This is a genomic window from Sphingomonas sp. PvP056 (assembly GCF_040549155.1).
Classification (GTDB): Bacteria; Pseudomonadota; Alphaproteobacteria; order Sphingomonadales; family Sphingomonadaceae; genus Sphingomonas.
Map to the genome: position 1 here is coordinate 441,574 of NZ_JBEPST010000003.1, position 22,641 is coordinate 464,214.

Consider the following 22,641-nt stretch of genomic DNA (forward strand, 5'->3'; position numbering starts at 1 on the left):
GCTAATCGGATGACCGACGCACTTGCGCCCTCAATTCTCGTCGTCGGCGATGCGATGGTCGATCGCTACATCATCGGCGAAACCACGCGTATCTCGCCCGAAGCCCCTGTGCCCGTCATCAGGGCGGCGCGCGAAGATATCCGTCCCGGCGGTGCGGCGAACGTGGCGGCGAACGTGGCCGCGCTGGGCCAACGCTGCGCCCTGCTGACGATCTGCGGGGACGATGCTGCCGGGCAAGACCTTGGTCGGATGATGGAACACTACAGGGTGGTGCTCGACTGCGTCCTCGATCCGGGACGACACACCACGCAGAAGACCCGCGTGATATCGGGCGTGCAGCAGATCGCGCGGATCGACCATGACGGCAGCGTCGGCGACGCCGCGCGACGGGAACTGGCGCGACGCTTCGAGGCACGACTGGACGGCGTACGCGCAGTGATTTTATCGGACTATGATAAAGGCGCACTCACCGATCTGCCGACGTTGTTGGCAATCGCGCGGGAGCACGGCGTACCGACGTTCGTCGACCCGAAGTGCGCCGACCGCGCGCGGTACACGGGCGCATTCCTGCTCAAACCCAACGCGCGCGAATTTCACGCGCTATTCGGCGACTGCGCCGACGACCGCATCGCTGATCGCGCCGCAACCGTGCTCGACGCGATGGCGCTGGAATATCTCGTCGTGACGCGCGGGGCGAAGGGCATTTTGATGGTGTCGCGCGATGGCGACGTCGTCGACCATCCGACCGAGGCTTTGCAGGTCTTCGACGTGACGGGCGCAGGCGACACCATCATGGCGGCGCTCGTCGTCGGGATCGTTGAGGGACTGCCGATCGCCGCAGCGATCGATCAGGCGAACGTCGCCGCGGGCATCGCGGTCTCCCGCCCGGGAACCTGCGTCGTCACGCGCGGTGACCTGGAAGAACGGTTGTACCGCCGCGACCATGCCGTGACCAAGCTCGTGCTCTTGCCGCTGCTTGCCGCAAAGCTTGCGCATGCGCGCGAGGCGGGCGCGCGGATCGTGTTCACCAACGGGTGTTTCGACGTGCTTCACGCCGGACATGTCCGACTGCTTGACCTGGCGCGACGACAGGGCGACGTGCTGGTCGTCGGGCTTAACGACGACGCATCGGTCACGCGCCTGAAAGGCCCGACGCGACCGGTCAACGACCTGGCCGATCGTGCCGAAGTCTTGAGTGGGCTCGCTTCGGTCGATCACGTCGTTGCGTTCATGGAGGACACGCCGCTCGAGCTGATCCGCGCCATCAGGCCGGACGTTCTCGTCAAGGGCGGCGACTATGCGCTGCATGATATCGTCGGAGCGGATCTGGTTCGGTCCGGCGGGGGCACGGTGTTCATCGCACCGATGCTGGCCGGGCGGTCGACCACCGCGATCCTGCGCGCGGGGACACGCGTTACCGATCCAACGACAAGCGAATTGGCAAGTCCGGCGCTCTGCGCTACAGTCATGGTCGAGAACCGTTAAACGGTTCTCGTTGATCGCGCCGGTGCCCCGCGAGGGGCTTGAATGGGAATGCGGTGCGGGGGCTTCCCCCAAATCCGCGGCTGTCCCTGCAACTGTAAGCGGTGAGCGAAAGCGTCATGCCCCCTCCGTTCGGAGCGGGCGGCCACTGGACTGCACCGGTCTTCGGACCGGTTGTCTGGGAAGGCGATGCTCGAGCGATGACCCGCGAGCCAGGAGACCTGCCGGCGATAAGGTCGCTCTTGCCTTGGCCCAGGGGATGGCCGCGGCACGGTTCTCCGTCTGAGCGACGAGCCTATGCGGCTGGGGCTGCATCGGTGCGTGGCTCGGGCGGCATTCGGCGCTCGTCCGCCGTCGCGCGCCGTCCGTAATCGGCCCCTTCCGTTCGTTGCTGTCGCGCCGCGGGGAAGAGCATGTCCGATCTATCCAAAGTTCCCGTCACCATCGTCACCGGCTTCCTTGGAGCAGGCAAGACGACGTTGATCAGCCATCTGATCCGTTCCGCTGGTGGCAGACGCCTCGCGGTCGTGGTCAACGAATTCGGCACCCTCGGGGTCGATGGCGACATCCTGAAGGGCTGCGCGATCCCCGACTGCCCGGCGGAGAACATCGTCGAGCTTGCCAATGGCTGTATCTGCTGCACAGTCGCAGACGATTTCATCCCGACGATCGAAACGTTGCTCGCGCTCGATCCCCGGCCCGACCATATCCTGATCGAGACATCGGGGCTGGCATTGCCAAAGCCTTTGCTCAAGGCATTCGACTGGCCTGCGATCCGGTCGCGGATTACCGTCGACGGCGTCATCACGCTGGCCGACGCGGAGGCCGTTGCGGCGGGGCGGTTCGCGCCCGACCTGGATGCGATCGATGCGCAGCGCGCGGCTGACCCCAGTATCGATCACGAGACGCCCTTGTCCGAAGTGTTCGAGGATCAGCTTGCGTGCGCGGACCTGGTGCTGCTGACCAAATGCGACCTCGCCGGGGTGGACGCGGTCGTGGTTGCGCGCAAGTTGATCGCTGCCGAGATGCGGCGCACGCTCCCGGTGATCGAGCTGGTCGACGGCGTGATCGATCCGCGGATCGTGCTCGGGCTGGGTGCGGCGGCGGAGGATGATATCGCCGCGCGCCCGTCGCATCATGACGGCGAGGACGAGCATGAGCATGACGACTTCGACAGCATCGTCGTGGCATGGTCCGAGATTACCGAGCCCGCCGAACTGGCATCGCGGATCGAGGCGCTTGCTGCACAGGGCGACGTCCTGCGGGTCAAGGGGTATGCGGCAGTGGCAGGGAAACCAATGCGACTGCTCGTTCAGGCGGTCGGGGCGCGGGTGCGGACGCATTATGATCGGCTGTGGCGCAGCGACGAAGCGCGGACGTCGCAACTCGTGGTGATCGCCGAGCGCGATCGGCTGGATCCTGTGGCGATCAGGGCGGCGCTGATCGGCTGAGCGACGATGCACGTCGTCTTTCGCGAAACGCATGGAATCGACGACGCGGCGAGCCCGCGCGATCTGGGGCAGGATGCCGCGGATCTCGTCGTGCTGTCCTTCTCGGATAGCGATCTCGGCGCGTTCGCGGCGGGATGGCGGGCGGCGGGGCCTGCGCTGCCGACGCTGCGGCTCGCCAATCTTGCCGAGCTGACGCATCCGCTTTCGGTCGATACCTATGTCGAACGGACGCTCGGTGCGGCCAGGGGAATCCTGATCCGGTTGATCGGGGGTACCGCTTATTGGTCTTACGGCGTCCAGCAGGTCGCCGCGCTCGCCCGGGAGCGCGGGATCGCGCTGGCGGTGCTGCCCGCGGATGGGCGCGTGGATGCGCGGCTGGATGCGGCTTCGACGCTGCCCGTCACGACGCTGCGAATGCTGGCGGGGCTGTGCGATCTTGGCGGAGCGCACGCTGCACGGGCCGCGCTCGAGGGACTTGCGGCAGCGGCGGGGCTGGCCGACGACCTTGCCGCGACCCCGCCAGTGATTGCAGCGGTGGGCGGGTGGCACCCCGACACGGGGGCCTCCTGCCCCGCCGCGTTCGCGATCACGGCGCGCAAGCCGCGGGTGCTGCTGGTCTTCTATCGATCGTACCTGCTGGCCGCCGATGTCGCGCCGATTGCGGCACTGCACGCGGCGTTCGCCGCGAAGGGGTATGATGCCATCGGGCTGTTCGTCCCCTCGCTCAAGGAGGCAGGCGCGCGCGGCTGGATCGCTCGGTGGGTGGCGGCGCTGGGGCCGGTTGCGATCGTCAACGCGACCGCTTTCTCGGCAAGCGATGCGGCGGGCGTCACGCCGCTCGACGGGGCCGGGGTGCCGGTGTTCCAGGTTGCGCTGGCGACGTCTGATCGAGCGGCGTGGGCCGCCGCGCCGCGCGGGCTTTCCCCGGCAGATCTGGCGATGCACGTCGTTCTGCCCGAGGTGGATGGGCGTGTTTTTGCGGGGGTGGCGAGCTTTAAGGAAGCCGCGCCGCGCGACGCCGATCTGCAATATGCGCGGCGCGAGCACCGGCCTGATCCGGCGCGGATCATAGCGATCGTTGCACAGGTGGACGGGTGGGCGCGGCTTGCCGCCATGCCGGTTGCGGAACGACGGATCGCGATCGTTCTGTCGACCTATCCCGGCAAGGCGCACCAGATGGCGCATGCGGTGGGGCTCGATGCGATCGCTTCAGTTGATGCGATGCTGGGGGATCTGGCAGCGGCGGGCTATGCGGTAGAGCCGGCTAAAGTGACGAGCGTTGCGGGTGATGTTCTCGATAATACAATGACTTGGGCGGTTTCGGCCTACCGCAAGGCATTGGCCGACCTTCCGGCACGATTGCAGACCGACCTGTCCGAAGCCTGGGGCATGCCGGAGACCGACAGTGCCGTCCGTGGCGATACATTCCATTTCTCAGCGATCGACACCGGCGCGGGCCTGATCGCGCTTCAGCCCGAGCGCGGCGATCCGCGGGTGCGAGCCGAGCAATATCATGATCTTACGCGCTGCCCGCGGCATGGCTATGTCGCTTTCTACCTGTGGCTGCGGACGCTCGGGATCGATGCGCTGGTGCATGTCGGTGCGCATGGGACGCTCGAATGGCTGCCCGGCAAGGCGGTTGCGCTGTCCGACGAATGCTGGCCCGCCGCGCTTACGGGCGCGATGCCGGTGATTTATCCGTTCATTGTCAACGATCCTGGCGAAGCCGCGCAGGCCAAGCGCCGGATCGGTGCGGTGACGATCGGTCATATCCCGCCCCCGCTCGTCGCCACGCGCAGCGGTGCGGGGCTGGGGCGGCTGGAGGCGTTGCTCGACGAGTTCTCGAACGCGGACGGGCTCGATCCGGCGAGGCGCGATCGATTGCAGGGCGATATTGCGGACGAGGCGCGGTCGCTCGGGCTGGATACGGTGCTGGGGCTCGACGCTGCGGCAACGCAAGCCGATGCAATCACACGGATAGATACCTTCGTATGTGACGTAAAAGACAGCCAATTTGGCGACGGGCTCCACGTCTTCGGGCGGGGCGAACAGGGTCCGGCGGAACGCGACGGGCTGTTGCGGGCGCTGGCCGGGCAGCGCGTTCCGCCCGGCCCGTCGGGGTCGCCGTGGCGTGGCCGCAGCGACGTGCTGCCGACCGGGCGTAACCTGTACACGACCGACCCACGCGCAGTGCCGTCGCGCTCGGCGCGGGCACAAGGTGTTCTGCTCGCCAACGAATTGATCCGGCGGCATTTGCAGGATCATGGCGACTATCCGCGCGGGCTGGTGATCGACCTGTGGGGATCGGCGACGATGCGCACCGCGGGCGAGGAATTTGCGATGGCGCTTCACCTGCTCGGGGTCGAACCCGTGTGGGATCATGCCTCTGATCGGGTGACGGGGATCGAAATCCTACCGCTAATGACGCTGGATCGCCCCCGAATTGACGTCACTTTACGCGTTTCCGGGCTGTTTCGAGACGCTTTTCCCACGCTTTGTGCGCTGTTTGGACAGGCCATTCGCGCGCTTGCGCAGCGCGATGAGCCTGCTGACCACAATCCGTTCGTCGGAACCATGCCAGGGCCGCGCGTCTATGGGCCGCGTCCGGGCAGCTATGGGATCGGTCTGGGCACCGCTGCCGACACCTATACGCCCGAGGCGCGGATCGGGGCGGGCACGGCGTGGCTCGCCGCGTCGGCCTTTGCGCTCGATGCGGGGGATGCGCACGCCGACGCCGCAGGCATTGCCGCGCGAGTCGCTGGTGCCGATGGCTTCGTCCACGTCCAGGACCTGCCCGAGACCGACCTGCTGCTCGCGGCGGACTATGCGGCGCACGAAGCAGGGTTTGCGGCGGCGCAGGGCGTGGTCGGGGGCAAGGCGGCGCTGTACCATCTCGACGCGACCGATCCGGCACGGCCGCGTGCCCGTCCGCTGGCGGAGGAGATCGCGCGGGTCGTGCGGGCGCGGGCGGCGCATCCCGGGTGGATCGCGGGGATGCTGCGGCACGGGTTCCGGGGTGCCGCCGAGATTGCCGCGACGCTCGATCATATCGGGAGTTTCGCGTCGCTCGCCGATGTCGTGACGCCGGAAACGATCGATCTCTATTACGATGCGACGCTCGCGCAGGATGAGGTTCGCGCCTTCATGGCCGAGGCCAATCCGCTGGCGCTTGCGGCGATGGAAGCGCGGTTTGCGGCGCTTCATGCGGCGGGGCTGTGGGCTACGAGGCGTAATTCGACGCTCGCGTGGCTGGAGGACCGGACGTGAGCGTCGTCCGAGGCTGGTGCCCGACCGCGCATCGCCCGATGGCGGCGGGGGACGGGCTGATCGTGCGGGTCCGCCCGCGGCTGGCGCGGTTGACGCGTGCGCAGGTGCTGGGCCTGTGTGAGGCGGCGAGCACGCATGGCAACGGGCAGATCGACCTGACCAACCGCGGCAATCTGCAGATCCGCGGCGTCTGCGAAGACAGTTGGCCCGCGCTGATCGACGAATTGTGCGGCCTCGGTCTGGTCGACCCCGATCCGACGATGGAAGCCCGCCATGCGGTGCTAGTCGCGCCTGACTGGCGTTCGGGCGACGAGACGCATCGCATCGCCAGCGACGTGATCGCGCGTCTAGCCAACTTTCCCGATCTGCCGGGCAAGTTCGGGTTTGCGATCGATGCAGGGGCCGCGCCGGTGCTGCGCGACGACCCTGCCGACATTCGGGTCGAGCGTGGCGCAGACGGCGGGCTGATCCTGCGCGCGGACGGTCGTGCGACTGGGGTGCGCATCACGCCGGATGACGCGGTTTCCGCGATGATCGCGCTGGCGGAATGGTTCGTCGCGAGCGGCGGCGTTATCGCAGGGCGAATGGCGCGTCATGCCGCCCCCCTCCCCGACTGGGCGCGTGGCGACGATCTCCCGGCCGCGTCCGCTCCGATGCTCGCAGGCGGTGCGCATGGTGTTGGCAAGGTTCACGGGGTCGCGTTCGGGCGGATCGATGCGAGCGCACTGGCTGCGCTGATGACGCCGGACGCAACCGCGTTGCGGATTACGCCGTGGCGTCGCGTAATCATTGAGGGGGGCACGGCTCCCACCACCCCAGACCCGGTCGGCATCGCGGTCGACGCCTGCGTCGGCGCGCCCGACTGTCCCCAGGCGAGCGTCGAGACGCGCGCGCTGGCGCTGCGGCTCGCGCCGCATGTCGCGGGGCGGCTGCACGTCTCGGGCTGCGCCAAGGGGTGCGCGCGGTCGCGGCCTGCGGACGTCGTTCTTACCGGGCGCGACGGGCGCTTCGACGTCGCGTTCGGCGCGCGCGCTGGCGACCCGCCTGCCCTCATCGGGTTCGACCAAAACCGGCTTCTTACCCATTTTGGAGTTTCCTGATGCCGCATGTCTACCAGACCGATGGTGCGGCGATCTATCGCCAGTCCTTCGCCACGATCCGCGCTGAGGCCGAGCTCGATCGCTTCACGCCCGAGGAGGAACCCGTCGCGGTGCGGATGATCCATGCGGCGGGTCTGGTCGAACTGGCGGCGCAGATCCGCTTCTCGCCCGACTTCGCGCGTGCTGCCCGCGCGGCGCTGGCGGGGGGCGCGCCGATCCTGTGCGATGCGCGGATGGTGACCGAAGGGATCACGCGCGGACGCCTGCCTGCGGACAATCCGGTGATCTGTACGCTGCATGATCCCGCGACGATCGACCTCGCCCGCTCGATGGGAAACACCCGCTCGGCCGCCGCGCTGGAGCTGTGGCGACCGCATCTGGCGGGCGCGGTGGTCGCGATCGGCAATGCGCCGACCGCGCTGTTCCACTTGCTCAACATGCTCGAGGACCCTGCCTGCCCGCGCCCCGCGGCGATCATCGGCTGCCCGGTCGGCTTCGTCGGGGCGGTCGAATCCAAGGCGGCGTTGTGGGCGGAACAGCCGGTGCCGTGCGTCGTGGTCGAGGGTCGGTTGGGCGGGAGTGCGATCACCGTGGCCGCGATCAACGCGCTGGCGAGCCGCGCGGAATGACCACGCCGCTTCCCCCGGGCATCATCCACGGCGTCGGGCTCGGCCCCGGTGCGCAGGATCTGATGAGCGTGCGCGCGGACCGGCTGGTGCGCGGGGCGCGACACGTCGCCTTCTTCCGCAAGGCGGGCAAACCCGGCCACGCGCGGCGGATCGTCGACGGGATGCTCCACCCGGACGCGATCGAATTCGCGATGGAATATCCCGTCACGACCGAGATACCCACGTCGGACCCGCGCTATGCCGATCGTCTGTGCGGCTTCTATACCGACTGTACCGCGCATCTCGCGGCGCTTTCGGCGGCGGGCGAGGATGTCGTCGTGCTGTGCGAGGGCGACCCGTTCTTCTACGGATCGTTCATGCACCTCCACAGCCGTCTGGCGGGGGTCGCGCCGGTGCGGGTCGTCCCAGGGATCACCGGCATGTCGGGCGCGTGGACCGCGAGCGACATTCCGATCACCTGGGGCGAGGACGTGCTGACCGTCCTGACCGCGACGATGGGCGAGGACGCGCTGACGCAGCGGATCCGCGATACCGATGCGCTGGTGGTGATGAAGATCGGGCGGCATCTGGGCAAGCTGCGCCGCGCGGTCGCGGCGGCGGGGCGGACGGAGGCGGCGTGGCTGGTGGAATATGCCGCGATGCCCGAGCAGCGCGTCACGCGGCTGGCCGATGTCGAGGGGATCGCGCCGTATTTCGCGATCCTGCTGATCCACGGCCAGGGGCGACGGCCTTGAGCGGGTGGATCGCGATCGCGGGGCTCGGGCCGGGCGACGCGGCGCTGGTGACGCCCGAGGTGACCGCCGCGCTCGCCGCGGCGACTGACGTGATCGGCTACATCCCTTACGTCGCGCGGGTTGCGCCACGGGAAGGCCTGACGCTGCATCCTTCCGACAATCGGGTAGAACTGGACCGCGCTGGCCATGCGCTGTCGCTGGCGCTGGCGGGGCGGCGGGTGGTGGTCGTGTCGTCGGGCGATCCGGGGGTGTTCGCGATGGCGGCGGCGGTGTTCGAGGCGATCGATCATGGTCCGGCGGCGTGGCGCGAGGTCGACGTTCGGGTGTTGCCCGGGATCACCGCGATGCTCGCCGCGGCGGCGCGGGCGGGCGCGCCGCTGGGGCATGATTTCTGCGCGATCAACCTGTCTGACAATCTCAAGCCACAGGCGCTGATCGAGCGGCGCGTGCGGCTTGCGGCGCAGGCGGATTTCGCGATCGCCTTTTACAATCCTCGCTCGCGCGCCCGGCCTGAAGGGTTTGGACGCGCGCTTGCGATCCTGCGCGAGGAATGTGGCGACGACCGGCCGGTGCTGTTCGCGCGTGCGGTGACGACGGCGGAGGAGAGCTTGCGGATCGTGCCGCTGCCCGATGCGGTCCCCGACATGGCGGACATGCGGACGGTGGTGATCGTCGGGTCGAGCACGACGCGGACGATCCTCCGGGACGGCGCGCCGATCCTTTACACGCCGCGGTCGGTGTCGTGAGCGATCCAGTGCAGCACCGCCGCGATATCCGCGACCTGATGCCGGTCGGGCAGCGCCGGGCGGTCGATCATCAGGACCGGCAAAGCGAGCGCGCGGGCGGCGACCAGCTTGGCCTGCGCGCCGCTGCCGCCCGCGTTCTTGCACACGACCAGATCGATCGCGTGGGCGCGGAGCAGCACTTCGTCGCCCGCGGCGGTGAACGGGCCGCGATCGACGACGATGTGGTGATCGGGGAGCGGCGGCGGTGCTTCGGGCTGATCGACGTAGCGCAGGAGGTAGCGGTGCTGCGGTTGCGCGGCGAAGGCGGCGACGTGCATCCGTCCGAGCGCGAGCATGACGTTTCGCCGCGCGCCTGCAAGCGACGCTACCGCCGCAGCGACATCGGGCACGGTGTGCCACCTATCGCCGGGTTCGGGGGTCCAGGCGGCGCGGGTCAGCGCGATCAGCGGCACGGTGGCGGCTGTGGCGGCGAGGACCGCGTTGCGGCTCATCTGCGCGGCGAAGGGATGGGTCGCGTCGACCAGATGCGTGATCGCCTCGTCCCGCAGATACTTGGTCAGGCCTGCGACGCCGCCGAACCCGCCGATGCGGACGGCGATGGGTTGCGGCTTGGGACTGGCGACGCGCCCGGCGTAGCTCAGCGTGGCGCGCAGCCCGCGTGCGGCGACCACCTGCGCGAGCGCGCTCGCCTCGGTCGTGCCGCCGAGGATCAGGATGTTCGGCATGGCGGATGAACTCGGGGAAGCGTGGCTGACGATCGTCGGGATCGGCGAGGATGGACCAGCCGGGCTGTCCGCGGCAAGCCGCGATGCACTTGCCCGCGCGGAATGGGTGACGGGGGCGGCGCGGCATCTTGCGCTGTTGGCCGATGTGCTGGCCGATCTGGCGGCGGACGTTGTCCCGTGGCCAGTGCCGTTCGCGGACGGGATCGCACCGCTGCTGGCGCGGCGGGGGCGGCGGGTGGTGGTGCTGGTGTCGGGCGATCCGTTCTGGTTCGGGGCGGGATCGGTGGTGACGCGGACGCTTGCGGCTGGCGAATGGGTTGCGCATCCGGTGCCCTCTACCTTCGCGCTGGCGGCGGCACGACTGGGGTGGGCGATCGAGACGACCGCGTGCCTCGGGCTTCATGCCGCGCCGCTTGCGCGGTTGCGCACCGTGGTGGCGCCGGGGGTTCGCGCGATCGTGCTGTTGCGCGACGGCGCGGCGGTGGCGGCGCTGGCGCGGTATCTGGCGGAACTGGGGTTTGGCGAGAGCGACCTGTGGGTGCTGGAAGCGCTTGGGGGACCGCGGGAGCGGGTTCGGCGCGTGACGGCGGCGGGGTTCGCGCTGGGCGATATCGCGCATCCGGTGGCGGTGGGAGTGCTGGTGAGGGGCGCGGGCGCGGTGGTTCCGACCGCTGCTGGGCGGCCCGATGCCTGGTTCGCGCATGACGGGCAGATCACCAAGCGCCCGGTGCGCGCACTGACCTTGTCCGCGCTTGCACCGCGTCCGTTCGAGACCTTGTGGGATATTGGAGCCGGGTCCGGGTCGATCGCGATCGAGTGGCTGCTCGCACATCCGACGACGCAGGCGGTGGCGTTCGAGACGAATCCGGTGCGCGCGGACCGGATGCGGGGCAATGCCGATGCGCTGGGCGTGGATCGGCTGGGCGTCGTCGTGGCGCGCGCGCCGGAGGGGCTGGCGGGGCATTCCTTCCCCGATGCGGTGTTCATTGGTGGGGGGGTGTCGGCAGCGATGCTTGGTTGGCTGTGGGCAAACCTTCCGGCCAGCACGCGGTTGGTCGCCAATGCGGTGACGCTCGAGTCCGAGGCGCTACTGGCGCTGTGGCAGGGCCTGAAGGGCGGCGACCTGCTTCGCATCGCATTGTCCGAGGTCGCGCCGATCGGCACGCGGCGTGGGTGGCGGGCGCATTATCCGATCGTGCAGTGGAGCGTGACGCTGTGATCGTCGCGGGCTTCGGGTTCCGGCGTGCGGCGACGCTGGCGGCGTGTGAGGCGGCGCTGGTGCAGGTGGAGCTTGGGCAGCGGCGTGTCACCGCGCTGGCGACGGTTGCCGACAAGGCCCCCCTGCTCGCCCCGCTCGCCGCCGCACGCGGGATCGCGCTGATCGCGCTTCCACCCGAACGCCTACTCCACGTCGTCACGCCGACGCAGTCGCGCGCCAGTCTCGCCGCGCGCGGTACCGGGAGCGTTGCCGAAGCCGCAGCCCTCGCCGCGGCCGGGACCGGCGCACGACTGATCGTGCGGCGCTGCATTTCCCCCGATCGGATGGCGACCTGTGCCATCGCAGAAGGACCCAGCACATGACCGTTCACTTCATCGGCGCGGGGCCCGGCGCGCCCGACCTGCTCACGCTGCGCGGGCGCGACCGGATCGCCGGGTCGCCGGTGTGCCTGTATGCGGGGTCGCTGGTGCCCGCGGCGCTGCTCGACCATTGTCCGGCGGGGGCGCGGATCGTCAACACAGCACCTTTGTCGCTCGACCAGATCATCGCCGAGATCGCGGCGGCGCACGCGGCGGGGCACGACGTTGCGCGGCTGCATTCGGGGGACCTGTCGATCTGGTCGGCGATGGGCGAGCAACTGCGCCGCCTGCGCGCGCTGGGGATCCCGGTGAGCATCACGCCCGGCGTGCCGGCTTTCGCGGCGGCGGCGGCGGCGCTGGAGGCGGAACTGACGCTGCCCGGGCTGACCCAGTCGGTCGTCCTGACCCGCACCTCGGGCCGCGCGAGCGCGATGCCCGATGCCGAGGCGCTGCCCGCCTTCGCGGCGACGGGCGCGACGCTGGCGATCCATCTGTCGATCCACTTGCTCGACAAGGTCGTCGCGGAGTTAATCCCGGCCTACGGCGCGGATTGCCCGGTGGCGATCGTGTGGCGGGCGAGCTGGCCGGACGAGCGGATCGTCCGCGCGACGCTGGCGACGATCGTCGCGGCGGCGGCGGACGGGCCGGAGCGGACCGCGCTGATCCTGGTCGGGCGCGTGCTGGCCCCTGGCGATTTCGGCGAAAGCAGCCTGTATGCAGCGGAGTACGACCGCAGATTTCGCCCCACCACGCCGCAGTCTCGGTTTGCGGGGAGCGAGGCATGACGCCCGGCCTGATGATCGCCGCCCCCGCCTCGGGTACCGGCAAGACCACGGTGATGCTCGGGCTGCTGCGGGCGTTTCGCGATGCTGGGCTGCGGGTACAGCCGTTCAAAAGCGGCCCCGACTACATCGACCCCGCCTTTCACCGCGCAGCGAGCGGGCGACCGTCGTTCAACCTCGATAGCTGGGCGATGGCGGCGGGGATGCTGCATGGGCTCGGCGCGAAGGCGAGCGATGCCGATCTGGTGCTGGCGGAAGGATCGATGGGGCTGTTCGACGGCGTGGCGACCCCGGGCGCGACCGGGAACGGGGCGAGCGCGGATGTCGCGCGCCGGATGGGCTGGCCGGTGGTACTGGTGATCGACGTGTCGGGCCAGGCGCAATCCGCCGCCGCCACGGCACTGGGCTTCGCACGCTACGATCCGGACGTCGAGATTGCGGGCGTGATCCTCAATCGGGTCGCTAGCCCGCGCCACGAGCGGCTGGCGCGCAGCGGGATGGCGGCGGTGGGGCTTCGCGTGTTCGGGGCGCTGCCGCGGCGGGGCGACCTCAAGCTGCCCGAGCGGCACCTCGGGCTGGTCCAGGCGTCCGAACACCCCGATCTCGACGCGCGGATCGCGGACTATGCGACGTTCCTGCGTGATCATGTCGATCTGGACGCGTTGCGCGGAGCGGCACGCGCGGTCGGCGACCCGATCGAGGCGGTGGAAGCGCCCCGTCTCGCGCCACCCGCCCAACGGATCGCGCTGGCGCAGGATGCGGCGTTTTCGTTCGTTTATCCGCACATGCTCGCCGGGTGGCGCGACGCAGGGGCGGAGATCCTGCCTTTCTCGCCGCTGGACGACGAGGCGCCGGCGGCAGATGCGGATCTGGTGTGGCTGCCCGGCGGCTATCCCGAACTCCATGCCGGACGGCTTGCCGCCGCCGAGCATTTCCGGGCGGGACTAATCGCGCACGCGCAGACGCGACCGGTCCACGGCGAGTGCGGCGGCTATATGGCGCTCGGCCAGGGGCTGATCGACGCGGACGGTGTGCGGCACGCGATGGCGGGGCTGCTCGGGCTGGTGACGAGCTATGAGCGGCGCAAGATGCATCTCGGCTATCGCCATGCGACGCTGGTCGCGCCGATGGCGGGTGCGCCCGTCGGCACCGCGCTGCGGGGGCATGAGTTCCATTACTCGACGATCCTCGACCAGCCCGACCCGGCGCTGGCGCATGTCGTCGATGCGGAGGGGACCGCAGTGGCCGAGACGGGATCGTATCGCGCCCGGGTGACGGGCACCTTCTTCCACCTGATCGCGCCCGATGCCTGAGCGCCCCGTCATCGACCTCCACCTGATCGGGATCGGCACGGGCAATCCGGACCATCTGACGCGGGCCGCGGAAGCCGCGATGAACGCCGCCGACGTGATCCTCCTCCCGCGCAAGCGTGAAGCGGCGGCGGACTTGATCGTGTTGCGGCGGGAGATCTGCGCGCGCGTGTTGACGGGGGCGACGCGGGTGGTCGAGTTCGACTTGCCGGAGCGTGACGGCGCGGGGCCCTACTTCGCCGCGGTGGACGACTGGCATGACGCGATCGCTGCGTGCTGGGCAATGCAGATCGCCGCGCAGCTTCCGGATGGTGGCAGGCTGGCACTGCTCGTCTGGGGCGATCCGTCGCTCTACGACAGCAGCTTGCGGATCGCGGAGCGGCTGCGGGCGGAAGGGATCGCGCTTCGCGTAAAGGTCATCCCCGGCATTACCAGCTTGCAGGCGCTGACCGCGGCGCACGCGATCCCGCTCAATAGGCTCGGTGCGCCGGTCCTGATCACGACCGGGCGGCGGTTGCGGGCGGAAGGTTGGCCCGATGGCGTCGATACGCTGGCGGTAATGCTCGACGGGGAGTGTACGTTCACCACGCTCGATCCGGGCGGGATCACGATCTGGTGGGGTGCGTATCTGGGGATGCCGCACGAGACGCTGATCGCCGGGCCTCTGGCCGAGGTCGCGAGCACAATCGTCGCGCGCCGAGCGATGCTGCGCGCTGATCATGGCTGGATCATGGACACGTATCTCTTGCGCCGCGGGGTGGCGGCATGACCGCGCCCGAGTTCGATCCGGAGTTCGCCGATCGCTTCGAAACGCTGCTGCGCTGGCGCCGGGACGTCCGGCATTTCGACCCGCGCCCGTTGTCGGAGGCAGTCATACAGGGCTTGCTCGAAACCGCGGCGCTCGCGCCGTCGGTGGGCAATGCGCAACCCTGGCGGTTCGTGCGGATCCGTTCGCTGCCGCTCCGCGAGACGATCGCCGCACATGTCGATGACGTGTCCGCGAAGGCCGCCTCCGCAATCCCCGACGCGGTGCGCCGGGACCGTTATCGCGCCCTCAAGCTGCACGGCATTCTCGAAGCGCCCGAGCTGATCGCGGTGTTCTGCGACGAGGACCCCGATGCGGGCCATAAGCTCGGCCGCATCACGATGCCCGAGATGCTGCGCTATTCGACCGTGATGGCGATCCACACGCTGTGGCTGGCGGCAAGGGCGCGGGGGATCGGGCTCGGTTGGGTATCGATCCTCGAGCCATCCGTCGTCACCGAACTGCTCGACGTGCCGCCGCAGTGGAGCCTGATCGCGCTCCTGTGTCTCGGCTATCCGCTGAACCCTTCCGACATTCCCGAACTCGAGCGGCGCGGCTGGCAAGCGCGCGAGCCGGTCGCAGTCCGGACGCTGGAACGATGACCTCCCTTCCCTTCATCCCATTGGAACGAACCCCATGCTGATCCCGGTCGAGAAGGCCCTTTCCGTCGTCGCGTGCAACACCTGCCGCGTTTCCGCAGACGCCCGCGAGGACGCCGACGGCGTGCGTGGTGGCGCTGTGCTGGTGGCGGCGCTGGAGGCCGCGAAGGCCGCCGATCCCCGCTATGCCGATGTCGCGATCCAGCAAATGCCGTGCCTGTTCTCGTGCAGCGAGCATTGCTCGGTGCACCTGCGCGCGCCCGGCAAGGTCGGCTATCTGCTCGGGCGCTTCACCCCCGATGCGGACGCGGCGCGCGCGATCCTCGATTACGCGGTCCATTACGCCGACAGCGCGGAGGGGCGCGTACCGTTCAAGGACTGGCCGCAGGGCATCAAGGGCCACTTCATCGCGCGCACGCCACCGGAGGGCTATCTTGTCGAAGCATGATCGCCCGCACACGCCCGCCGCGTCCCCGGTGCCGTCTCCGATCGACCGCCCGACGCTCAGGCGGCGGATCGGGCTGTTGTACGTCCTGCTGATCGGCGCGAACGTCGGCGCGTGGATCTGGGCGCTCGCGCTGTTCCACGCGCAGCCGCTGATGCTGGGCACCGCGCTGCTCGCCTGGGGGCTGGGGTTGCGCCACGCGGTCGATGCGGATCACATCGCCGCGATCGACAACGTCACGCGCAAACTGATGCAGGACGGGCAGCGACCGATGGCGGTCGGCTTCTGGTTCGCGATCGGGCACAGCATGATCATCCTGCTGGCCTCGGTCGCGGTTGCGTTCACGGCCTCGGCGCTGTCGGGGTTCGAGGCGCTGAAGGCGAGCGGCGGGGTGATCGCGACGATCGTGTCGGCGGCGTTCCTGTTCACCATCGCCGCGATGAACCTGGTCATCCTGCGCTCGGTCTGGCGGACGTTCCAGCATGTGCGCAGCGGGGGCGCCTATGTCGACGAGGATCTCGACATGCTGCTGGGCGGGCGCGGATTGCTGTCGCGCATCTTCCGTCCGCTGTTCCGGCTGGTGTCGCGGAGCTGGCATATGGCGCCGCTTGGGTTCCTGTTCGGGCTGGGGTTCGACACGGCGACCGAGGTTGCGATCCTGGGGTTGTCGGCGGCGCAGGCGGCGCACGATTTTGCTTTGGGGCCGGTGCTGGTGCTGCCCGCGCTGTTCGCGGCGGGGATGGCGCTGGTCGATACGACCGACGGCATTCTGATGCTCGGCGCGTATGAGTGGGCGTTCGTCAAGCCGATCCGCAAGCTCTACTACAACATTACGATCACTGCGGTTTCCGCGTTCGTGGCGATCGTGATCGGCGGGATCGAGACGCTCGCGCTGATCGCGGACAAGCTGGGGTTGCACGGCGGCGTCTGGTCTGCGGCGAGCGATCTGGGGGGGCGGTTCAACCTGCTCGGTTTCGGGATCATCGGGGTGTTCGCCTTGTGCTGGATCGTCAGTTGGGCGGTGTTTCGGTGGAAGCGGTTCGATGAGATCGAGGTGCGCTACGGGGGGTGATGGGGGTTCCGTGCGATAGACGATCGGCGTTGCCGCGCAGGCGGGACTCTGCGAAGATTGGGTTACGGAACCGTCATTGACTGTTTTCCCGCGAAAGCGGGAATCCAGGGACGAGCGGAACAACGGCTTCCGGCTCACGCGACTCCTGGACTCCCGCCTTCGCGGGAGAACAGCGATGGTTTTGGAGAGGCCATGCCTGCGCGGGGATGACGGCCCAGCCTATCCGCCGAACGCCTCCGCGAGTGCGGCCGCGCCGACGATCCGGCCCTTGTCGGTGATGTACTCGCTGACCAGGCGCGCCGGGGTGATGTCGAACGCGGGGTTCGCGGCGGGGGACGCGGTCACCGCGATGCGCCGCAACACGCCGTCCTGATCCGGGCCTTCGACCGACAGGACTTCGCTGGCGACGCGTTCCTCGACATGGACCGACGCCCCGTCGGCGGTGTTCGCATCGTAGGTGGAGGACGGGAGCGCGACCACGAACGGGATGCCGTTGTCGTGCGCCGCCAGCGCTTTCAGATACGTCCCGATCTTGTTGCAGACGTCGCCGTTGCGGGTGACGCGGTCGGTGCCGACGATGACGAGATCGACTTGCCCGCGCTGCATCAGCAGCCCGCCGGCATTGTCGACGATATAGCTGTGCGGCACGCCGTGCCCCGCCAGTTCGAGCGCGGTGAGTGCGCCCTGGTTGCGGGGGCGGGTTTCGTCGACCCAGACGTGGAGCGGAATGCCGAGATCGTGCGCCATGTAGAGCGGCGCGGTCGCGGTGCCCCAGTCGACCGTCGCGAGCCAGCCCGCGTTGCAATGCGTCAGGATGTTGAGCGGCCTGTCGGGGTTCCGCGCGGCCAGATCCTTGAGGATCTCGAGCCCGGCGCGACCGATCGCCTCGTTGATTGCGACATCCTCGTCGCATAGGGCTGCTGCATCGGCGTAGGCGGCAGCGGCTCGATCCTGTTCAGGCATGCGGGTCACGACCGCGCGGACCCGGTCGAGCGCCCATTTCAGATTGACCGCGGTCGGGCGCGTTGCAAGCAACTGGCGATAGGCACGGTCGAGTGCTTCGTCGCCCGCATCCACGCGCAGCGCCAGTGCGAGCCCGTACGCTGCGACCGCCCCGATCAACGGCGCACCACGCGTCGCCATGTCGGCGATCGCGTGCGCGCACTCGTCGGCGGTCGTCAGGCGCATCGGCTCGACCGACCAGGGGAGCTTGCGCTGGTCGAAGATTCCGACGCTCCAGCCATCGGGATTGACCCAGATCGAGCGCGTCCGGGTTCCGGCGAGGATCATGCGGTCACCTGTTCGGGGAGGATCGTGTCGAAGCTGGTCGCGACGGGATAGGCACTGGTTTCGTCGGGCGTATCGCGCGCGAGCAGCGTGACCTGCATCCCCGCGGCAGACGCCGCCGCGAGTTCCTCCGCGATGTCGGAGAGGAACAGGACTTCCGCGGCGGAAAGGCCGATGCGGTCGGCGATCGTGCGATAGGATGCCGCGTCGCGTTTGGCACCGACGGCGGTGTCGAAATAGCCCGAGAACATCGGCGTCAGGTCGCCCGCCGCGGTGTGCGCGAACAGCAGTTTCTGCGCCGCGACCGACCCGGAGGAATAGACGTACAGCGGCAGGCCCTGCGCGTGCCAGCGCTGCAGGCCCGTGATCGCATCGGGATAGACATGGCCGATCAGGCTGCCGTCGGCATAGCCTTGCGCCCAGATCATCCCCTGGATCGTCTTGAGCGGGGCGATCTTGCGGTCTTCGTCCTGCCATTCCAGCAACTGCTCGATCGCGCCCCGCACGTCGAGCGCCGGTTCCCGCGCCGCATCGCGCACGGCCTGCAGTTCGGCAGCGAGCCGGTCGGCATTATCGGTAACGAACGCCGCCAGACGCGCGCGGGCATATGGGAACAGCACGTCGTGGACGAACGCGATGCTCGACGTCGTGCCCTCGATATCGGTGACGATCGCGCGGATGGTCACGCGGCCCCCGCGTACAGCGGCACACCGCGCGCGATCGTGTCGCCAGTGAAGCTGGCGACCCAGCCGTCGGGTTCGGCGAACAGGCGGATCGCGGTAAAGCGCGGGGCCGGCCCCATGTCGAACCAGTGGCGCGTGCCCTCGGGCACTGCGATCAGATCGTCGCGGGTGCATTCCAGCGCATAGACCGCGTCGTCGCCGCGGATGTAGAAGACGCCCGATCCCTCGACGAAGAAGCGGACTTCATCCTCGCCGTGGGTATGCTCGTCGAGGAACTTGGTGCGCAACGTCTCGCGCGCAGGATTGTCGGGAAGCAGGCGGATGACGTCGCACGAGCGATAGCCACCCTGCTCCATCAGCCGGTCGATGTCGTCGCGATACGCCGCGATCACGTCGGCGTCGCTTGCGTCCTCGGGCAAGGTGACGCTCGCCGCCCAGCGTTCGAAGGTGATGCCGAGCGGGGCCAGCCGGGTCGCGATCTCGCCGGCATCGGTTGTTTCCGATCGCACCGCATGAGGGGCCGCCAGATCGTAGAGGGTCAGCGTCGTCATGCTCCGCACCTTTCGAGTTTGAGCGTTTCCCACTCGCAGGCGAGCAGATACTCGACCGCTTCGGTCACGTGTTCGGCTTCGGCGATCGTGCAGCCCCAGGCGTACAGCCCGTGGCCGCGAATGTAGAAGGCGGGGGCGATCGGCGTCTGCGCGACCAGCAGCGGCCGCAGGATCTCGGCCATCGCTGCCATGTCCTGGCTGTTCTCGACCAGCGGGATCGCGACGCGCGCCTCGTGCGTGTCGACGCCGGGGAAGATCTTGAGCAGTTCATAGCCGTCGAACACGATCTCGCGCGCGCCGCCAAGCGCGCGGCTGAGCACGACACCCGGCACCGAATGGGTGTGGAGGATCCCCCCCGCCCCCGGATCGACCGCGTAGATCAGGCAATGGAGCAACGTCTCGGCGGACGGGCGCTTGCCGTCGAGCGAGACGCCCTCGGCGGTGGCGCGCATGATCTGTTCGGGCGCGAGCCGCCCCTTGTGGCCGCCGGAAACGGTCAGCGCGAGCGTTCCATCCGGCAGACGCACCGAATAGTTTCCCGCGGTCGCGGGCGCGAGACCGGCGCGGTCGAGCCGGTTGCCCGCTGCGATGATCGCATCGGTGGCTTCGTCGAACGTCATGCGAGGAGCTTCTTGCGGAAATCGGCGACCCGCTCGGCGGCAAGCGCCAGCGTTGTCTCGTCCTTGGCGAAACAGAAGCGGACATAGCCCGTCTGTGCGCGCTCGGCATAGAAGGCGGAGACGGGGATCGTCGCGACCCCTGCCTCGACCAGCAGCCGGTGCGCGAAGTCCTCGTCACCCAGCGCTATTCCCGAGCCAGCGAGATCGACGATCAGGAACCACGTCGCTTCGCCCGGCATCACCGCATAGCCAGCCGCAGCCAGTCGCTCGGCGAGGAAAGTGCGCGCCTGTCGGTAGATGTCGCGGTGCTCCGCATGCCATTCGGACGGAAGCGCCAGCCCTTCCGCGACCGCCCATTGCAGCGGGGTCGCGGTGGTGAAGGTGAGGAACTGATGCGTCGCGGCAATTGCGTCGGCAAGCGGCGGCGCGGCGATCGCCCAGCCGACCTTCCACCCCGTGAGCGAGAAGATCTTGCCCGCCGATCCGATCTTGACCGTCCGGTCGCGCAGTGCGGGGATCGTCATCGGCGAGACGTGCTCGCCCTCGAACATCATCGCCTCCCACACTTCGTCGCAGATCAGCGTGACGTCGTGCCGCACGCACAGCTCGGCGATCTCGGCCCAGTCCGCCGCGCCGATCGCGCTGCCGGTCGGGTTGTTGGGGGTGTTGAGCAGCAATACCGCGGTCTTGTCGGTGATCGCCTCGGCGAGCGCCGCGATCGGCAGGTGCCAGTCGGGGGGTGTAAGGTCGACCAGCCGCGCGACCCCACCTGCGCGTCGCACGAGCGGGAGATATGCGTCGTATAACGGCTGGACGAGAACGACTTCGTCACCGGGCCGAACCAGCGCGAGCAACACCGCGGCAAGCGCCTCGGTCGCGCCGGAGGTTACGACGACTTCGTCGGTTGTGACTGCAAGCCTCTGTTCGCGCTCGTAATAGTCCACGATCGCGGACCGCAGCGCAGGAAGGCCGCGCATCGGCGGATATTGGCTCGATCGCTCGGTCAGCGCGCGGGCGGCGGCATCGAGGAGCTCGGCAGGGCCGTGGCCGATGCGCGCCATGTCCGGGAAGCCCTGCCCCAGATTGATCGCGCCGAGGTCCTGCGCGAGCCGCGACTGGCGTTCGAAGATGGTCGTTGGCGGGGGCAAAAGGCGGGGATCCCAGATTGATGCGGCGGTGCTGGCGCCCCCTATAAAGCGTCGGCCCGGCATGCGCAGCGAAAATGCGCTAGCGTCCCCCGCGCCAATTCTTGCGCGCGGGAAAGCGGTGGTTTCGCCCGCCTCAAGCCTCGTCGGTATCGGGAACGCGCAGCATCGCAAGTGCGGCCAGCGCCATCACTGCCGCCCCCACGGCCATCGTCCAGATCGGCTCGGTCGGGAAGAAAGCGCGCAGCACCGACCCCATCACGGTTGCCACGAGCAACTGCGGAATGACGATAAACACGTTGAAAAGCCCCATGTAAATTCCGAGCTTCGCTTGCGGCAGGCTGGACGCGAGGATCGCATAGGGCATGGCGAGGATCGACGCCCAGGCGATTCCGACGCCGACTTCGCTGAGGATCAGCCAGTGCGGGTCGCGGATGACGAAGAAGCTGGCGAAGGCGGCGGCCCCGCACAGCAGGCCCGCGATATGCGTCCGCACCTTGCCAATTTTAGCGGCGACGCGCGGGAGCACGAGCAACGCGATCAGCGCGGCGACGCCGTTATAGACCGCGAACAGGACGCCGACCCAGTCCCCCGCAGCGTTATACGCCGCGCTGGTGGGATCGCTCGATCCGAACGCATATTGCGCGACGACCGGGGTCGAATAGATCCACATGATGAACAGCGCGGACCAGCTGAAGAATTGCACCAGCGCCAAGCGTTTCATCACCACGGGCATCGCCGAAAAGTCGCCCACGATCATGCTCAGCGCATTGTCGGTATCGCCGCTCCGTGCGCGCCGGATCGCGATCGCGCTCGCGAGGCCGTAAGCAATCAGCAGCCCGCCGAGCAGATAGACTTCCTTCTGCAACGCGAGCGCCGGCACCGCGATGAGGATCGCAACGCCCGCCGCGATCCACGCCGCGCTTCGTCCGAGCCCGCGCGCGGCGAGCGCGCGCATCGGCTGAGCGAGATCCTCGGCGGCATCGCGCTCGCCGAACGACGCCATCTGTTCGGGACTGTATTCGCGCGTACTGCCGACGGTCCACAACACCGCGAGCAACAGCGCGACCCCCCCCGCCCAGAAGCTGAACCGCACCGTATCGGGCACGCCGTCGAGTGCGGTTTCCGACACGCCGAGATGCGCGAGCACGAACGGGAAGATCGAGCCGACGACGGCCCCCGCCCCGATGAACACGGTCTGCAGCGCGTAACCGGCGCTATGCTGATCCTTGCGCAACATATCGCCGACGAACGCGCGGAACGGCTCCATCGACACGTTGATCGAGGCGTCGAGCACCCACAAGGTCAGCGCCGCCAGCCATAATGCTCTGGCCTCGGGCATGACGAACAACGCCAGCGCCGCAAGCACCGCGCCTGCGAAGAAATACGGCCGACGACGGCCGAAGCGGTTCCACGTCCGGTCGCTGTAATGGCCGATGATCGGCTGGACGAGCAGCCCGGTGAGCGGGGCGGCGATCCACAGATAGGACAGGTCGTCGAGCGATCCGCCGAGCGTCTGGAAGATGCGGCTCATGTTCGCGTTCTGGAGCGCGAAGCCGATCTGGATCCCGAAGAAGCCGAAGCTGATGTTCCACAGGCCGCCGAAGCCCTGCACCGGTTTTTCGTTCAC

22 protein-coding genes and 1 riboswitch are annotated in these 22,641 nt (G+C 68.8%); of the genes, 15 read left to right on the forward strand and 7 right to left on the reverse strand.

Annotation, left to right across the window (positions count from 1 at the left end; translation table 11 throughout):
- Positions 1-9 precede the first annotated feature (9 nt).
- From rfaE2 to cobJ, 7 genes are all read left to right on the forward strand, one after another.
- Entirely contained in the window at positions 10-1,485 is a 1,476-nt protein-coding gene (rfaE2, locus tag ABIC17_RS09690; RefSeq protein ID WP_354281328.1) for a D-glycero-beta-D-manno-heptose 1-phosphate adenylyltransferase, read from the forward strand.
- Between the two features lie 3 nt (positions 1,486-1,488).
- A riboswitch (cobalamin riboswitch) is annotated at positions 1,489-1,725 on the forward strand.
- A gap of 170 nt (positions 1,726-1,895) precedes the next feature.
- Complete coding sequence (gene cobW / locus ABIC17_RS09695) at positions 1,896-2,933, forward strand: cobalamin biosynthesis protein CobW (RefSeq protein ID WP_354281330.1); 1,038 nt, start codon at positions 1,896-1,898, stop codon at positions 2,931-2,933.
- 6 nt (positions 2,934-2,939) lie between these two features.
- Positions 2,940-6,200 (forward strand): cobaltochelatase subunit CobN, encoded by a 3,261-nt coding sequence (cobN, locus tag ABIC17_RS09700; RefSeq protein WP_354281332.1) that lies wholly within the window; start codon positions 2,940-2,942, stop codon positions 6,198-6,200.
- 38 nt (positions 6,201-6,238) lie between these two features.
- Positions 6,239-7,300, forward strand: a complete 1,062-nt coding sequence (locus ABIC17_RS09705; protein WP_354281669.1) for a ferredoxin-like domain-containing protein — start codon at positions 6,239-6,241, stop codon at positions 7,298-7,300.
- Positions 7,300-7,929, forward strand: coding sequence for a precorrin-8X methylmutase (locus ABIC17_RS09710; RefSeq protein ID WP_354281334.1), 630 nt, complete (start codon positions 7,300-7,302; stop codon positions 7,927-7,929). Before ABIC17_RS09705 ends, ABIC17_RS09710 begins: the two co-directional genes overlap by 1 nt.
- The gene (gene cobI, locus ABIC17_RS09715) at positions 7,926-8,663 is read left to right on the forward strand and encodes a precorrin-2 C(20)-methyltransferase (protein WP_354281336.1); all 738 of its coding nucleotides are present in this window, start codon (positions 7,926-7,928) and stop codon (positions 8,661-8,663) included. Before ABIC17_RS09710 ends, cobI begins: the two co-directional genes overlap by 4 nt.
- Positions 8,660-9,409, forward strand: coding sequence for a precorrin-3B C(17)-methyltransferase (cobJ, locus tag ABIC17_RS09720; RefSeq protein ID WP_354281338.1), 750 nt, complete (start codon positions 8,660-8,662; stop codon positions 9,407-9,409). The genes cobI and cobJ overlap by 4 nt, the downstream gene beginning before the upstream one ends.
- Here the strand turns inward: cobJ and ABIC17_RS09725 are convergent.
- Positions 9,385-10,134: a cobalt-precorrin-6A reductase gene (locus ABIC17_RS09725; protein ID WP_354281340.1), complete on the reverse strand. Its 750-nt coding sequence runs from the start codon at positions 10,132-10,134 to the stop codon at positions 9,385-9,387. The two genes, cobJ and ABIC17_RS09725, sit on opposite strands and share 25 nt — an antisense overlap.
- On the opposite strand from ABIC17_RS09725, the gene cbiE reads away from it, so the two are divergent.
- The 8 genes from cbiE to ABIC17_RS09765 are packed head-to-tail and all read left to right on the forward strand — an operon-like array spanning position 10,133 to position 16,725.
- On the forward strand, positions 10,133-11,353 hold the full coding sequence (gene cbiE / locus ABIC17_RS09730; RefSeq protein ID WP_354281341.1) for a precorrin-6y C5,15-methyltransferase (decarboxylating) subunit CbiE: 1,221 nt from the start codon (positions 10,133-10,135) through the stop codon (positions 11,351-11,353). The two genes, ABIC17_RS09725 and cbiE, sit on opposite strands and share 2 nt — an antisense overlap.
- Complete coding sequence (locus ABIC17_RS09735) at positions 11,335-11,715, forward strand: cobalamin biosynthesis protein (protein ID WP_354281343.1); 381 nt, start codon at positions 11,335-11,337, stop codon at positions 11,713-11,715. The genes cbiE and ABIC17_RS09735 overlap by 19 nt, the downstream gene beginning before the upstream one ends.
- Positions 11,712-12,497 (forward strand): precorrin-4 C(11)-methyltransferase, encoded by a 786-nt coding sequence (gene cobM, locus ABIC17_RS09740; protein WP_354281345.1) that lies wholly within the window; start codon positions 11,712-11,714, stop codon positions 12,495-12,497. Before ABIC17_RS09735 ends, cobM begins: the two co-directional genes overlap by 4 nt.
- Positions 12,494-13,807, forward strand: coding sequence for a cobyrinic acid a,c-diamide synthase CobB (locus ABIC17_RS09745; RefSeq protein WP_354281347.1), 1,314 nt, complete (start codon positions 12,494-12,496; stop codon positions 13,805-13,807). Before cobM ends, ABIC17_RS09745 begins: the two co-directional genes overlap by 4 nt.
- Entirely contained in the window at positions 13,800-14,573 is a 774-nt protein-coding gene (gene cobF / locus ABIC17_RS09750) for a precorrin-6A synthase (deacetylating) (RefSeq protein WP_354281349.1), read from the forward strand. The genes ABIC17_RS09745 and cobF overlap by 8 nt, the downstream gene beginning before the upstream one ends.
- Positions 14,570-15,211, forward strand: coding sequence for a 5,6-dimethylbenzimidazole synthase (bluB, locus tag ABIC17_RS09755; RefSeq protein WP_354281351.1), 642 nt, complete (start codon positions 14,570-14,572; stop codon positions 15,209-15,211). The genes cobF and bluB overlap by 4 nt, the downstream gene beginning before the upstream one ends.
- Before the next feature lie 34 nt (positions 15,212-15,245).
- Positions 15,246-15,656: a DUF1636 domain-containing protein gene (locus ABIC17_RS09760; protein WP_354281352.1), complete on the forward strand. Its 411-nt coding sequence runs from the start codon at positions 15,246-15,248 to the stop codon at positions 15,654-15,656.
- 28 nt (positions 15,657-15,684) lie between these two features.
- Positions 15,685-16,725, forward strand: a complete 1,041-nt coding sequence (locus ABIC17_RS09765; RefSeq protein ID WP_502958446.1) for a HoxN/HupN/NixA family nickel/cobalt transporter — start codon at positions 15,685-15,687, stop codon at positions 16,723-16,725.
- A gap of 219 nt (positions 16,726-16,944) precedes the next feature.
- Here the strand turns inward: ABIC17_RS09765 and mtnA are convergent, their stop codons facing one another.
- The 6 genes from mtnA to ABIC17_RS09795 form a co-directional block, all read right to left on the reverse strand.
- Complete coding sequence (gene mtnA / locus ABIC17_RS09770) at positions 16,945-18,015, reverse strand: S-methyl-5-thioribose-1-phosphate isomerase (RefSeq protein WP_354281354.1); 1,071 nt, start codon at positions 18,013-18,015, stop codon at positions 16,945-16,947.
- Positions 18,012-18,698, reverse strand: coding sequence for an acireductone synthase (gene mtnC / locus ABIC17_RS09775; RefSeq protein WP_354281356.1), 687 nt, complete (start codon positions 18,696-18,698; stop codon positions 18,012-18,014). The genes mtnA and mtnC overlap by 4 nt, the downstream gene beginning before the upstream one ends.
- The gene (locus tag ABIC17_RS09780; protein ID WP_354281357.1) at positions 18,695-19,246 is read right to left on the reverse strand and encodes a 1,2-dihydroxy-3-keto-5-methylthiopentene dioxygenase; all 552 of its coding nucleotides are present in this window, start codon (positions 19,244-19,246) and stop codon (positions 18,695-18,697) included. Before ABIC17_RS09780 ends, mtnC begins: the two co-directional genes overlap by 4 nt.
- Positions 19,243-19,866 carry a methylthioribulose 1-phosphate dehydratase gene (gene mtnB, locus ABIC17_RS09785; protein WP_354281359.1) on the reverse strand — a complete coding sequence of 208 codons (624 nt, stop codon included), beginning with the start codon at positions 19,864-19,866 and terminating at the stop codon, positions 19,243-19,245. Before mtnB ends, ABIC17_RS09780 begins: the two co-directional genes overlap by 4 nt.
- Positions 19,863-21,014 (reverse strand): aminotransferase, encoded by a 1,152-nt coding sequence (locus ABIC17_RS09790; protein ID WP_354281361.1) that lies wholly within the window; start codon positions 21,012-21,014, stop codon positions 19,863-19,865. The genes mtnB and ABIC17_RS09790 overlap by 4 nt, the downstream gene beginning before the upstream one ends.
- Before the next feature lie 133 nt (positions 21,015-21,147).
- Complete coding sequence (locus ABIC17_RS09795; RefSeq protein WP_354281362.1) at positions 21,148-22,641, reverse strand: MFS transporter; 1,494 nt, start codon at positions 22,639-22,641, stop codon at positions 21,148-21,150.

What these genes read in the sequence shown, in the direction of transcription:
- cobI (WP_354281336.1), top strand. Translation starts at nt 7,926, where the DNA reads ATGACCACGCCGCTTCCCCCGGGCATCATCCACGGCGTCGGGCTCGGC.
- ABIC17_RS09780 (WP_354281357.1), bottom strand. Translation starts at nt 19,246, where the DNA reads ATGACGACGCTGACCCTCTACGATCTGGCGGCCCCTCATGCGGTGCGA.
- mtnA (WP_354281354.1), bottom strand. Translation starts at nt 18,015, where the DNA reads ATGATCCTCGCCGGAACCCGGACGCGCTCGATCTGGGTCAATCCCGAT.
- cbiE (WP_354281341.1), top strand. Translation starts at nt 10,133, where the DNA reads ATGGCGGATGAACTCGGGGAAGCGTGGCTGACGATCGTCGGGATCGGC.
- rfaE2 (WP_354281328.1), top strand. Translation starts at nt 10, where the DNA reads ATGACCGACGCACTTGCGCCCTCAATTCTCGTCGTCGGCGATGCGATG.
- cobW (WP_354281330.1), top strand. Translation starts at nt 1,896, where the DNA reads ATGTCCGATCTATCCAAAGTTCCCGTCACCATCGTCACCGGCTTCCTT.
- cobF (WP_354281349.1), top strand. Translation starts at nt 13,800, where the DNA reads ATGCCTGAGCGCCCCGTCATCGACCTCCACCTGATCGGGATCGGCACG.
- ABIC17_RS09760 (WP_354281352.1), top strand. Translation starts at nt 15,246, where the DNA reads ATGCTGATCCCGGTCGAGAAGGCCCTTTCCGTCGTCGCGTGCAACACC.
- ABIC17_RS09745 (WP_354281347.1), top strand. Translation starts at nt 12,494, where the DNA reads ATGACGCCCGGCCTGATGATCGCCGCCCCCGCCTCGGGTACCGGCAAG.
- cobN (WP_354281332.1), top strand. Translation starts at nt 2,940, where the DNA reads ATGCACGTCGTCTTTCGCGAAACGCATGGAATCGACGACGCGGCGAGC.
- ABIC17_RS09725 (WP_354281340.1), bottom strand. Translation starts at nt 10,134, where the DNA reads ATGCCGAACATCCTGATCCTCGGCGGCACGACCGAGGCGAGCGCGCTC.
- ABIC17_RS09705 (WP_354281669.1), top strand. Translation starts at nt 6,239, where the DNA reads ATGGCGGCGGGGGACGGGCTGATCGTGCGGGTCCGCCCGCGGCTGGCG.
- ABIC17_RS09710 (WP_354281334.1), top strand. Translation starts at nt 7,300, where the DNA reads ATGCCGCATGTCTACCAGACCGATGGTGCGGCGATCTATCGCCAGTCC.
- bluB (WP_354281351.1), top strand. Translation starts at nt 14,570, where the DNA reads ATGACCGCGCCCGAGTTCGATCCGGAGTTCGCCGATCGCTTCGAAACG.
- cobM (WP_354281345.1), top strand. Translation starts at nt 11,712, where the DNA reads ATGACCGTTCACTTCATCGGCGCGGGGCCCGGCGCGCCCGACCTGCTC.
- mtnB (WP_354281359.1), bottom strand. Translation starts at nt 19,866, where the DNA reads ATGACGTTCGACGAAGCCACCGATGCGATCATCGCAGCGGGCAACCGG.